This is a genomic window from Variovorax sp. 22077, assembly GCF_052044195.1.
Taxonomy (GTDB): Bacteria; Pseudomonadota; Gammaproteobacteria; order Burkholderiales; family Burkholderiaceae_C; genus Variovorax; species Variovorax atrisoli.
The window spans coordinates 33021-45367 of record NZ_JBQEQC010000007.1 but is presented as its reverse complement, the minus strand read 5'-3'; the positions used below and the strand labels follow the sequence as shown (position 1 = coordinate 45367).

Sequence of the window (12347 nt, the reverse complement as noted above, 5' to 3'; positions counted from 1 at the left end):
GGATTGGCGCGAGCATCGAGCGAACCCACCATACGCGCATCGGCGGGCAGCGCCAAACGGCATTTCGCAGGCGGGGTTTCTTGACGCTTGTCCGGTTTCCGGCCGGTTTTCGGGCCTGTGCCAGCCGCCTCAGAGGTGGAATGCAGCCAGTACCCCGACCGCCAGCCCCGCAGCCGCCACCCCGAACATCGCCCGCTCCAGCCACTTGTTCTTCGTCAACAGCGCAATGGCAGCCAGGGCAATGGAAACCTGCAGCACGGTAGTCGCCTGCGCCCACCGATGATGCTGGTGCATCTGCTCATCCGACTGTGCGTCCCACTTGCCCGCCTCGGCCTCCAGCTTCTTCGCCTCGGTCTGGATGTCGGTCTTCTCCTGCTCGTAGCGCGCCACCTTGGCCTGCCAGCCCTGCTTGCGCGCGTCGTCGGTCGCGGTGTCGCGGGCGAACTCGGCGAGGGCCTGCTTGGTGCTCTTCGACTGGAAGTAATTCCACTGGTTCGACGCCTCGGTCTTCTTGATGGCAGCGTTGTTCTTGTAGATGCCCGCGTTGGCCTGCGTGGCGCCGCCCATGTACGCGAAGATGGCGCCGAAGGTGGCGATGACGGCGGTGCACATGGCGATCTTGCTCGTCATGCTCATGCCGCCGGAGTGCTCCGCTGCCGGAGCCGCGTGATGGCCATCGCCATGACCATGGCCGCCCGATGCGGCGTGTTCGAGTTCGTGATCGTGCGGGCCGTGCACGTGAAAGCCGTGTCCTGACATGGGATCCTTGTTGTAGAGAGATATGGTTTTTCGGGCGCGCGCGAGTATGCCCGTTCGATGAGTCAGCTTCCGGTCCGCCAGCCATTGCAAGCATGGGACGACATCAGCACACTTGCCTGCCCATGGCCGCCGAACCCTCGCCGACACCGACAGCCAACGCCCGCCGCCCCGGCTTCGCCGACATCGTGGCGGGTATTTCCATCGCAGGCCTGCTGCTTCCGGAGGCGGTGGCCTATTCGGGCATCGCGGGGCTGCCGCCGCAGGCCGGAGTGATCGCACTCTTCGCCGGGCTGCTGGTCTACGGCCTCTTCGGCAGCAGCCGCTTCGCAATCGTTTCCGCCACCTCCTCCTCGGCTGCGGTGCTGTTCGCGGCCACCACCTCGGTGACGGGCGTGGACGCCGCCACGCGGCTTGCGATGGGCATGGGCATCGTGCTGCTGGCCGGCGTGTTCTTCGTGATCGCGGGCGTCGCCCGGCTGGGCGCGGTGTCGAGCCTGATCGCCAAGCCCGTGCTGCGCGGCTTCGCGCTGGGGCTGGCGCTCACCATCGTGGTCAAGCAGCTGCCCAAGGTGCTCGACGTGCATCCGGCGCACAGCGATTTCTTCAGGCTCCTCGCGGGCCTGGTGGCCGAATGGCGGCACTGGAACATCGCAGGCGCGGCCATGGCGCTGGTGGCGCTGGTGCTGCTGCGCGGCCTCGCACGATGGCGCGCGGTGCCGGCAGCGCTGCTGGTGATCGTGGCGGGCATCGTGCTCGACGCGCAGGGCTTCTGCCATGCCTGGGGCGTGGCGGCGGTGGGGCCGATATCGCTCGACTTCTCGCATCCGAAGGTGCCGCAGCTCGATCGCGCGCAGTGGCAGAACCTTGGCGGGCTGGCATTCGCGATGGCGCTGATCCTCTATGCCGAGTCGTACGGCTCCATCCGCACCTTCGCCATGCGCCACGGCGACAACGTGTCGGCCAACCACGACCTGCTCGCGCTGGGCGGAGCGAACCTGCTGTCGGCGCTGTTCCAGGGCATGCCGGTGGGCGCGGGCTACTCGGCGACATCGGCGAACGAATCGGCGGGCGCCAGGAGCCGCGCGGCCGGCATCGTGGCGGGGCTGGTGGTGCTGGTGGCGGTGCTCACGCTGCTGCCGTGGATCGCGCACACGCCCGAGCCGCTGCTGGCGGCCATCGTGATCCACGCGGTGAGCCACACGCTGAACCCGGCTGCGCTGCGGCCCTACTTCCAGTGGCGGCGCGACCGTCTGGTGGCGCTGGTGGCGGTGGCCGCGGTGCTGGTGCTGGGCGTGCTCAACGGGCTGCTGGCGGCCATCGGCGTGAGCATCCTGCTGCTGCTGCGCGGCTTCACTCGCACCACGGTGAGCTGGCTCGGGCGGCTGGGCCAGAGCCACGACTTCGTCGACATCGCGCGCCACCCCGAGGCCGTGGTGCCTCCGGGTGTGCTGATCGCGCGGCCCGAGGTGCCGCTTTTCTTCGGCAATGCGGACGCGGTGTTCGCATCGATCCGCGCATGCATCGACGCCGCGCCGGGCCTGCAGCGCATGGTGCTGAGCCTGGAGGAGTCGCCCGACCTCGACGCGACCAGCATCGAGGCCCTGTGCGACTTCGCGGCCTACGTGCGCGTGCGGGGCCTTCGCCTCTCGCTGGCGCGCGTGAAGGACGACGTGCGCGACCTGCTCGCGAAGGTGAATTCACCCGACCTGCATGCCGAGGTGTACGCGCCGTGGAGCGTGGACGATGCGGTGCCGCGCACGGCGCCCGGCATCACTGCGCGTTCCGGGCGATCTCCCGGGTGATCCGCAGGAACTTCTCGATGTCCGCCATCGAATGGCAGTGCAGCGGCGACACCCGCACGGTGCCCGTGAGCCCGAAGGATTCGAGCATGCGCTTCGAGTAGATGCTGCTCGCCACGCGCTCGTAGACCGTCACGCCGCGCTTCGCATACTCGACCACCGCCTGCGTGCAGTCGATGCGGTCGAAGCCGATGCCCAGGATCAGGTCGCGCTTGCTCAGGTCCTCGTAGTCGAGGAAGACGTTGACGCCTTCCATCCTGCGCATGCCGGCGGCGTTCGCAGTGCCGTCGAGCAGGGCCGCCAGCAGCGCGCGCTCGTGCAGCTCGATATGGGTGATGCCCGCTACGAAGAGCTCACGCCTGTCCGCGGCATCAGCGAAGTGCGAGCCCAGCCAGCAGACGTAGTCGACGATCTCGGTGAGCACCGCGAACTGCCATGGCGAGGCGCTGCCCAGGTCCCAGTAGTCGGGCTTCTTGCCCGCGAGCTTGTGGTGCGGCAGCACGGCCGCGCGGTCGGACATCCACGACAGCCCCGAGCCCCTGCAGCCGAAGAACTTGTAGGGCGCGAGGTTAATGCCGTCCACCGGCGTCTTCTGCAGGTCGATGAGGCCGTGCGGCGCGTGCTGCACGGCGTCGACCAGGATGTAGAGGTCAGGCTTGATCTCGCGCGCGCGGCGCACGATGGCTTCCATGTCGAGCTTGGCGCCCGAGATGTTCGACGCGTGGATCACGTTGAGCAGGCAGGTGTCCTTGTCGACCAACCGAACGATCTCGTCGACGTCGACGCCGCCGGTGACGGGGTTGCTCTTCGCCACGCGCAGCTCGCGACCCAGGCGCTGGGCGTAGAGGCTCATCGCGTCGAAGGCCGACGGATGCTCCAGCACGGTGGTGACCATGTTCGTGCCCGGCACGTTCTCGGCCACCGCGCGCACCATGTCGAACATGGCGCCCGAGGCGGTGAGCGAGGCGTACACGCTGCCGCCGGTGGCGTTGAGGATGGTGCGCAGGTCGGCGCAGCCCCTGGCCTGGATCTGCTGCAGCTCGACGGCGGTGGCGTGGATGCGCTCGGTGTTGTCGGGAATGGCATCGACCTGCGCGAAGCGCTCGGCCGCGGCCTTCAGGCGGAAGGAGCCGCCGGCGTTGTCGAAGTACAAGCGCTCGCGGCCGTGGTGGTCGTGGTCGACCTGCAGGAAGCGACTCTTCACCTCGCGCATGAGCGCGTCGGAAAAGGCCAGCCCGTTCGGATGGCTCGATGACAGCTTGGAATCCATCGCTCAGACGCCCTTGTTGTTCGGGTTCTTGTAGATCTCGCGCACCGCGTCGGTCATCGGGAAGTTGAGGTTCGCGTTGCGCGGAGGGATCGGCGAGAGGAACCACTTGGTGTAGAGCTGTTCGATGGCGCCCGACTTCATCAGGCCCGTGACGGTCTCGTCCACCAGCGCCTTGAACTGCGGGTCGTCCTTGCGCAGCATGATCCCGTAGGGCTCCTGGCGTAGCGATTCCTTCAGGATCTTGTACTCGCCCGGGTTGGTGGAGCTGGCGATCATGCCGGCGAGCTGCACGTCGTCGAGCACATAGGCGTCGGCGCGGCCGTTGGACAGGCGCAGGAAGCCGTCGGAGGTGTCCTTGCCGGGGATCTCGTTGACTTCGATGGTGCCGCTCTTGCGCGCAACGCGCAGCAGCTGGATCGAGGTGCTGCCCGAGACGGTGGCCACGTTCTTGCCGTTGAGGTCGGCGAACGTGTCGATGCCGGAGTTCTTGCGCACGGCGGCGGTGATGTTGGCCACGAAGTGGCTGGGCGCGAAGTCGACCTGCTGCTGGCGCTGCGTGGTGTTGGTGGTGGTCGCGCAGTCGAGGTCGACGGTGCCGTTCTGCAGCAGCGGAATGCGGTTGGTCGAGTTGAGCATGGAGTAGCGCACGTCGATCTTCGCAAGGCCCAGCCTGGCCTTCACCGCATCGACGATCTTCAGGCAGATGTCGTTGGTGAAGCCGATGGGGTCGCCGTCGGCACCCAGCTTGTAAGAGAACGGGATCTGGCTGTCGCGCGCGCCGATCTGGATCGTGCCGCTGTCCTTGATCTTCTGCAGCGTGCCGCTGTACTGGGCGACGGCAGCGCCGCTGGCGAAGACAAGGGCGAGTCCGAGCGCGGGGGGCAGTTTCTTGAAGTCCATGGCGGTTCCTTGAAGGGTCGATGAGGTGGTTCCGGCGAATCTTCGGTCTCGCCATCAATTTCCAAAAGCGATTTTTTGTGATCGAATCGCATGAGAAAAAGCGTTCTTTTCAATCCGGAGCCAGCTTCCCGTGATGACCTTCAAGCAGCTCGAAGCCCTGTACTGGATCGCCCGGCTGGGCGGCTTCGCGCAGGCGGCCAACCAGCTGCACACCTCGCAGTCGGCCATCTCCAAGCGTGTGCACGAGCTGGAGCAGCTCTTCGACACCGAGCTCTTCGACCGCAGCCAGCGCACCGCCCGCCTCACCGAGAAGGGCGAGGAGATGTTCGTGCTCGCCCGCAAGCTGCTGGAGCAGCGCGACGCGGCCATCGAGCAGTTCGGCAAGCCGGAGGTCGTGGAGCGGCGCATCCGCCTCGGCGTGACCGAGCTGACGGCGATGACCTGGCTGCCGCGGCTGGTCGGCCTGATCCGGCGGCACTACCCCAAGGTGATCCTCGAGCCCGACGTGGACGACAGCCTGCAGCTGCGCGACAAGCTGCTGGCCGACGAGCTCGACCTGGTCATCGTGCCCGAGACCTTCGCCGACTCGCGCCTTCCGCACAAGGTCATCGGCCAGGTCAAAAGCGCCTGGATGTGCAAGCCCGGCGTGGTGCCGCAACCCAGCGGCGGCGCCATGCGGCTGCACGAACTGGCGCGCCACCGCATGCTGGTGCAGGGCAACAACTCCGGCACCGGCCGCGCCTACGACGCCTGGATGAAGGACCAGGGCGTGCAGCCCTCCGACGTGATCGTGGTGAGCAATCTGGTGGCGCTGACCGGGCTCACCGTGTCGGGCCTGGGCGTGAGCTACCTGCCCCGGGAGTGCCTGCAGCCGCTGGTTGCGGCGGGCATGCTCGCGGTGATCGAGGTGGCGCCGGCCCTGCCGGTGGTGCGCTATGTGGCGATGCACAAGGGCGAGCACCGCAGCGCGCTCACCTCGTCGATCGTGATGCTGGCGCAGGAATGCTGCGACTTCGCGCGCATGTTCCAGGCGCAGGGAGAGGAGGAAAAGGAACGGGAGAAAAAGGAGGAATCCGGCGAATCCGGCCCGGCCTGAGCGCCTTCGACGGGGAAACGCCTTGTTGACGCTGGCTCAGCCGTCGCCGCCGACCGGGGAAAGATCGGGGTGCAGCCGCTGCAGCGCCAGCGACAGCCGAACCACCCGCTCTCGCGCGCCGGGCTCGCCACGGGCTAGCGCACCCAGAGCGACTTCGTAGTCGTCGGTGAGCTGTTGCCACAACTCGAAGTCGGCGCCAAGGCCTTCGGCGTCCTTGTCCATCTTTGCTCCAGTAGGAATTCGACGGCTGGGAAGTGCACAGTTTGACTGATTTCTGCCAGGAGCGTTAGAACTTTAGCGGTCTTAGGGTTATAGCCGCGCAGATATTGCGGTGCAGCATGGAGCGGCCGGGGCGGCAGCCCGAGCCCCGGCACGGGGACCGCCCAGGCCTGGAGGGAGGCTGGCTGCGAGGCGCCCGGTGCGACCAGGCCGACAGCGCCGGCGCCGCCGCCCCGGGGCGGCGGCGCGATGTGAGCGGGCCCTAGCTAGCGCTGCCCCGCGTCAGCATCCGCCCCGCGCGCGCGAGCACCCGGGCCTCGGGCTCGCCGCCGCGATAGGCCAGCACGCCGTTCACGAACACCCGCTCCACGCCCAGGCTCACGCCGTGCGGCTGGTCGTAGGTGGCGGTGTCGGCGATGGTCTCGGGGTCGAACACCACCACGTCGGCCATGGTGCCGGCGCGCAGCAGGCCGCGGTCGGCGATGCGCAGGTTGCGCGCGGTCATGCCGGTCATCTTGTGCACCGCCTGCTCCAGCGTGAACAGCCGTCGCTGGCGCCAGTAGCGTGCGAACACGCGCGGAAAGGCACCCCACAGGCGCGGATGCGGATGGCGGTCGTGCGGCAGACCGTCGCTGCCGATCATGGTGAGCGGGTGCGAGATGACGCGCTCCACGTCCTCCTCCTGCATCTGGAAGTAGCAGGCGCCGCCGGGCTTCAGCCTCAGGCAGGCCTCCTGCTCGCTCACACCCCATTCGCGCGCGATGTCGGAGACCAGCCGCCCCGTCATCTCCGGATGCGGATCGGACCAGGTCAGCAGCACGTCGATCACGCCATCCACCAGGTCCTCGCGCAGCACGGTGGAGCCGGCCACATAGGGGTACACGTCCATCGCGATCTTCTGGCGCTGGGCGAGCGACTCGATCAGCGGCAGCGTCTCCTTCGTGCGGCCCCAGTTGGCGGGGCCCGCGCACTTGTGATGCGAGATGACGAGCGGCACGCCGGCCTCGAAGGCGCAGTCGCCGGCCTCGTGCAGCGCCTCGATGATCTGCTGCATCTCGCTGCGCAGGTGCGTGGCGTAGACGCCGCCGTGGCGGCTCACCACGCGCGCCAGCGCGGTCACCTCCTCCGCGGGCGCCGCGAAGGCTTCTTCATAGAACAGGCCCGAGGACATGCCGTGCGCCCCGTCGGCCATGCAGCCGTCGAGCAGCGCTTCCATGCGCGCCAGCTCTTCGGCATTGGCGGGACGGTCCAGCGCCTGCATGGCGGCGAAGCGCAGCGTGGTGTGGCCGACCAGCGCGGCCACGTTGAGCGCGGGCTGCGTCTCATCGACTGCGGCGCGGTACTCGGCCATGGTCGCGTGCCGGAACGAATCGGCGCCCAGCAGCGTGAGCGGCGGCAGCGACTGCGGCGTGCGGTACGGCGCCAGCGAGATGCCGCAGTTGCCCGTCACCACCGTGGTGATGCCCTGCGACACCTTCGGCAGGCACAGCGGGTCGCGCAGCACGATGGCGTCGTCGTGCGTGTGCGCATCGATGAAGCCGGGGGCGATCACCTTCGCGCGGCAGTCGACCACCTCGACCTCTGCCAGCGCCAGGCCATCGGGCAGCCGCCCGCGCAGGCCCTCGCCCAGCGCGACGATGCGGTCGCCCTGCAGCAGCACGTCGCCCGGCCACGAAGGGCCACCCGAGCCGTCGACCACCAGGCCGGCCTCCAGCAGCACGGCCTTCTTGTTGTCTTCGCTCACGATGCGCTCCCTCCGTCGTTCACGCCGCCGCCGTCCCAGCTCTGCAGCGGATGCGTGGTGGCGTCGATGCCATGGCGCTGGAAGGCCTCGCGCGCACGCTGCAGGCGCTGCACCGCGGGCTCGCCGCGGCGCTGGGCCACCAGCACGGTGAGGATCTCGATGACCGTGAGGTGCGTGAGGTAGGCGTCGATGCCCACGTGCATCACCGCGTCGTCGGGCACCGACAGGCCCAGCAGGAAGTCGGCCCTGGCCGCGAGCGCCGTGCCCGGCCGCGTGAGCGCGACCACCTTGGCGCCCTGCCCGCGCGCGATGTCCACCGCATCGAGCAGCGAGGGCATGCCGCCCACGTGCGAGATGGCGATGACCACGCCGCCCGGCCGCTGCGCCGCGCCGGCCACCTGCTGCAGGTGGTAGTCGGCCCATGCGTTGGCCGACAGGCCCAGGCGGAAGAGCCGCGCCTGCAGGTCGTTGGCCATGAACCACGAGGTGGCGCCCGCGCCGTACAGGTCGACGTGCGGCGCCGCCGCGATCGCCGCCACGGCGCCGTCGAGCACCTGCATGTCGAGCTGGCCGCGCACGCCCGAGACCGAGGCCGCCGCGCTGCGCGCGATCTTGCCGACCACTTCGTCGGCCGCGTCCTCGATGTTCACGCGGCGGTGCAGCGGCGAGCCGCCCAGCGCGAGCTCCTGCGCGAGCGCGAGCTTGAATTCGCGCAGGCCAGCGAAACCGAGGTCTCGGCAGGTCCGCATGATGGTGGGCACCGAACTGCGCGAGCGCTCGGCCAGCTGCTCGAAGCTTTCTTCGAGCACGCGGTCGGGGTCTTCGAGGATCAGGTCGAGGATCGCGCGCCGCGTCGCCGGTGCGTCGCTGCGGATGTCCGCGATCCTCTGGAGCAGTGATGGGGTCATCGGAATGCGCTCGGGAAGTCGCTCTCTCAGAAATGCATGGCCACCGCGTCGCTCACGCGGTAGTCCTGCTCGACGACCGGCATCCAGTGCCATTTGTCGAAGGTGGTGCAGGGGTGGGAGATGCCCAGGCCCACGCGGTCGCCGACCTTCGGCGCCTCGGCTTCCTCGTTCGCTTCCCAGCGCAGGTAGGCGTGCTGGTCGTTCAGCGCGGTGATCTTCCAGCCGGCGGGCACGCCCTGCGGCTGCAGCACGCCGCGCGCCGCGCGTGCGATGGGCACGGGCAGCGAGAGGTCGAAGGAAATGTCGCGCTTGCCCACCGCCAGGATCGCCAGACCCGGCTCCGGGCGCGACTGCACGGTGGCCCAGACTTCCATCGCCGGCACCAGGCTTTCGCCGCAGTTGCAGCCCAGGCGCTCATCCACCGCGCTCACCATGCGCTTGTAGAAGCCGTGGTCGTGCGTGACGTAGCAGCCCGAGCGCAGCAGGCCGCGCACCGGCGCACCCAGCGCGGGCTTGAGCCGGCCGGCCACGAGGTCGAAGATGGCCGAGCCGCCGGCCGAGACCAGCACCTCGCCGGTCTCGAAGAGACTGTTCTCGTCGCAATGGCGCGCCACGGCTTCCACGCGGTCCATCAGCGCCTTGGCGTAGGCGGTGTCGGGTTCGCTCTGGCCAGTGGCGCCCTGCCCTTCGTAGCACTCGATGCCCACGAGCTTGACCGCGTCGCTCGCGCGCAGCCTCGTGGCCAGCGCCACGGCTTCCTCGTGCGTGCGGCAGCCGGTGCGCGCACCGTCCACGCCGATCTCGATCATCACCTCGAAGGGCACGCTCGAAGGATGGCGCTTCGACCAGTCCTCGATCAGCGCCAGCTGCGCCAGCGAGTCGACCAGGAACACGATGCGCAGGTCGGGGTGCTTGCTCAGCAGCATCTGGATGCCGGCCAGGTCCTCGTCGCTCACCACCTGGTTGGCGATGAGCGTGCGGCGCGCGCCGGCCGCCACGCCCACCGCCAGCTGCGTGACGGTGGCGAAGGTCAGGCCCCAGGCGCCGGCGTCGAGCTGGCGCTGGAAGAGCTGCGGCGACATGGTGGTCTTGCCGTGCGGCGCGAGGTCGATGCCCCACTCGCGCACACGCGACTGCATCCAAGCCAGGTTGTGCTCGAGCGCCTCGCGCTTGAGCACGGCCAGCGGCAGCGGCAGGTCGCCGGCCAGCACGTTCCAGCCGGCGGCGCCGATCTCGCTGCGGCGGCGCGGCGCGGCGGTGCGCGGATAGCCCTTGAAGTTGCTGCCCAGCAGCGGGTCTGTGAAGTCGTTCATGACGAGCGGAGTGTTCATTGAGTCTCAGGGTTCATTGTTGTCATCGCATGTTCGTGAAACACCGCGGAACCGGCTTTGCCGGGCCGCAGGTGTTGCCCCCTGCAAGGGGGAAGGCGCACGCGACACGAAGTGCGCGAAGACTGGGGGTTTGGTCATAACTTGATGCAGGCGCTGTAGTGTCCCGCCGAAATCTCTTCGAGCGGTGGCACCGTCTGCGCACAGGCTTCTGCGGCATGCGGGCAGCGCGTGCGGAACACGCAGCCCGAAGGCGGCGAGATGGGACTCGGGATGTCGCCCTTGAGCGCAATGCGCTCGGTCGCCATCTCCGGATCGGGCTTCGGGCTCGCAGCCAGCAGCGCGCGGGTGTAGGGATGCGATGGGCGCGCGAACAGCTCCTCGGTGGTGGCGACTTCCATCACCTTGCCGAGGTACAGCACCACCACGCGGTCGCACAGGTACTCGACCACGTCGAGGTCGTGCGAGATGAAGAGCATCGTCAGGCCCAGCCGCTCGCGCAGGTCGGCCAGCAGGTTGATGACCTGCGATTGAATGGACACGTCCAGCGCCGACAGCGGCTCGTCCGCCACGATGAACTCGGGCTCCACGGCCAGCGCCCGTGCCACGCCGATGCGCTGGCGCTGCCCGCCCGAGAACTCGTGCGGGAAGCGGTTCGCATGCTCTGCACGCAGGCCGACGGTCTCGAGCAGCTCGGCGATGCGCTTCTCGCGCGCCGCCGCCCCCTTGTGCAGGCCGTGCGTGGACAGCGCCTCGCCGAGGATCGCGCCGATGCGCATCTTCGGGTTCAGGCTGGCGTACGGGTCCTGGAAGATGATCTGCAGCTTGCTGCGCAGCCGGCGCATGCGCTCGGCCGAGAGTTCGCCGATGTCGTCGCCGCGATAGAGCACCTGGCCGCCGCTGCGCTCCAGCAGGCGCAGCACGGTTCGGCCGATGGTGCTCTTGCCCGAGCCCGATTCGCCGACCAGGCCCAGCGTCTCGCCGGGGTGGATCGCGAAGGACACGTCGTCCACCGCGCGCACCGGGCGGTCGCTGCTGCCGAAGTACTTCTTGAGGGCGCGGACTTCGATGAGGGGGGCTGCGGTGGTCATCGTGGACTTTGGGTATTGGCTCCCTCCCCTTCTGGGGGAGGGTTGGGATGGGGGCTAGGAGCGATGGAGACTGTCGCGGCGGTGGAAAGGCCGCGTGCCCCCACCCCGGCCCTCCCCCAGAGGGGGAGGGAGCAAGACGGGAGCGGGGTGCGACTCATGCAGCCCTCGCCAGCGTTGCTTCAGGCTGCACACGAACGCATCGCGCCTGCCGCCCCTGCCGGATGTCCAGCAGCGGCGGCATCCCCGCGCTGCATTCGGCCAACGCCAGATCGCAGCGCGGCTCGAAGGCGCAGCCCGGCGGCGGCGCGAGCGGGCTCGACACCTGGCCGCGAATGGCGAACAGGCGCCTGGGCTTGGGCTGGCCGGGCTGTCGCGCCTTGCCCGGCAGGCAGGCCAGCAGGCCCTGCGTGTACGGGTGCTCGGGCTGCGCGAACAGCGGCCGCACCGGCGCGCTCTCGACCACGCGGCCCGAATACATCACGACCACGTCGTCGGCATGGTGCGCGACCACGCCCAGGTTGTGCGTGATGAACAGGATGCTCATGCCCGTCTCGGCCTGCAGCCGGCGCATGAGCTCGAGGATCTGCGCCTGGATGGTCACGTCGAGCGCGGTGGTGGGCTCGTCGGCGATCAGCAGCGTCGGGTCGCAGGCCATGGCCAGGGCGATCATCGCGCGCTGGCGCATGCCGCCCGAGAGCTGGTGCGGGTACTCGTGGATGCGCTGCGCCGCGGCCGGAATCTCCACCAGCTCCAGCATGCGCTGCGCATGCGCCAGCGCCGCCTTGCGGTCGAGCCCCTTGTGCAGGCGCACGCTCTCCGCGATCTGCTCGCCGATGGTGAACACCGGGTTCAGGCTGGTCATCGGCTCCTGGAAGATCATCGACAGCTGGTTGCCGCGCAGCGAGCGCATCTCGCGCTCGCCGATGCCCAGCAGGTCGAGCGTCTTGCCCTCGCGCGTCACGAAGGAAGCGCTGCCGCTGACCTGCGCGTTGGCGGTCTTGGGCAACAGGCGCATCAGCGTGAGGCTGGTGACCGACTTGCCCGAGCCCGACTCGCCGACCAGCGCGGTCGTCTTGCCGGGCTGGATCGAGAAGCTCACGTCGGCCACCGAGCGCACCAGGCCGTCCTCGGTCGGGAAGCTGGTGCTCAGGTGGCTGACCGTGAGGCGCGGGGAATTGGAAGCGGTGTTCATCTCGGATATGCCTTTCGCGCGGAATACCGCAGAGCCGGCCT

Annotated in this window: 11 protein-coding genes; 2 read left to right on the top strand and 9 right to left on the bottom strand. The window is 68.9% G+C overall.

What is annotated here, in order from left to right; translation table 11 throughout:
* Nucleotides 1–129 precede the first annotated feature (129 nt).
* Nucleotides 130–759, bottom strand: a complete 630-nt coding sequence (locus ACTJLF_RS11970) for a DUF4337 domain-containing protein (protein ID WP_354406515.1) — start codon at nt 757–759, stop codon at nt 130–132.
* Nucleotides 760–881: 122 nt separating this feature from the next.
* Here ACTJLF_RS11970 and ACTJLF_RS11965 point away from each other — a divergent pair, with 122 nt between their 5' ends.
* A complete protein-coding gene (locus ACTJLF_RS11965; RefSeq protein WP_440883144.1) occupies nt 882–2561 on the top strand; it encodes a SulP family inorganic anion transporter in 1680 nt (559 codons plus the stop codon).
* Here the strand turns inward: ACTJLF_RS11965 and ACTJLF_RS11960 are convergent.
* A complete protein-coding gene (locus ACTJLF_RS11960; RefSeq protein WP_019654350.1) occupies nt 2530–3828 on the bottom strand; it encodes an aminotransferase class V-fold PLP-dependent enzyme in 1299 nt (432 codons plus the stop codon). The genes ACTJLF_RS11965 and ACTJLF_RS11960 overlap by 32 nt on opposite strands.
* 3 nt (nt 3829–3831) lie before the next feature.
* Nucleotides 3832–4728: an amino acid ABC transporter substrate-binding protein gene (locus tag ACTJLF_RS11955; RefSeq protein WP_440883143.1), complete on the bottom strand. Its 897-nt coding sequence runs from the start codon at nt 4726–4728 to the stop codon at nt 3832–3834.
* A 133-nt stretch (nt 4729–4861) separates the two neighbouring features.
* Here ACTJLF_RS11955 and ACTJLF_RS11950 point away from each other — a divergent pair, with 133 nt between their 5' ends.
* Nucleotides 4862–5824 carry a LysR family transcriptional regulator gene (locus ACTJLF_RS11950; protein ID WP_440883236.1) on the top strand — a complete coding sequence of 321 codons (963 nt, stop codon included), beginning with the start codon at nt 4862–4864 and terminating at the stop codon, nt 5822–5824.
* 36 nt (nt 5825–5860) lie between these two features.
* Here the strand turns inward: ACTJLF_RS11950 and ACTJLF_RS11945 are convergent, their stop codons facing one another.
* The 6 genes from ACTJLF_RS11945 to ACTJLF_RS11920 all read right to left on the bottom strand — a co-directional run bounded on the left by ACTJLF_RS11945 (nt 5861) and on the right by ACTJLF_RS11920 (nt 12306).
* Entirely contained in the window at nt 5861–6046 is a 186-nt protein-coding gene (locus tag ACTJLF_RS11945) for a hypothetical protein (protein ID WP_019654353.1), read from the bottom strand.
* Nucleotides 6047–6305: 259 nt separating this feature from the next.
* Nucleotides 6306–7787 carry an N-acyl-D-amino-acid deacylase family protein gene (locus ACTJLF_RS11940; protein ID WP_440883142.1) on the bottom strand — a complete coding sequence of 494 codons (1482 nt, stop codon included), beginning with the start codon at nt 7785–7787 and terminating at the stop codon, nt 6306–6308.
* A complete protein-coding gene (locus ACTJLF_RS11935) occupies nt 7784–8695 on the bottom strand; it encodes a MurR/RpiR family transcriptional regulator (protein ID WP_019654355.1) in 912 nt (303 codons plus the stop codon). The genes ACTJLF_RS11940 and ACTJLF_RS11935 overlap by 4 nt, the downstream gene beginning before the upstream one ends.
* A gap of 26 nt (nt 8696–8721) precedes the next feature.
* A complete protein-coding gene (locus ACTJLF_RS11930; protein ID WP_440883141.1) occupies nt 8722–10026 on the bottom strand; it encodes an amino acid deaminase in 1305 nt (434 codons plus the stop codon).
* Between the two features lie 134 nt (nt 10027–10160).
* Nucleotides 10161–11114 carry an ABC transporter ATP-binding protein gene (locus ACTJLF_RS11925; protein WP_126182704.1) on the bottom strand — a complete coding sequence of 318 codons (954 nt, stop codon included), beginning with the start codon at nt 11112–11114 and terminating at the stop codon, nt 10161–10163.
* Between the two features lie 154 nt (nt 11115–11268).
* Complete coding sequence (locus tag ACTJLF_RS11920) at nt 11269–12306, bottom strand: ABC transporter ATP-binding protein (protein ID WP_126182703.1); 1038 nt, start codon at nt 12304–12306, stop codon at nt 11269–11271.
* Between the last annotated feature and the right edge of the window lie 41 nt (nt 12307–12347).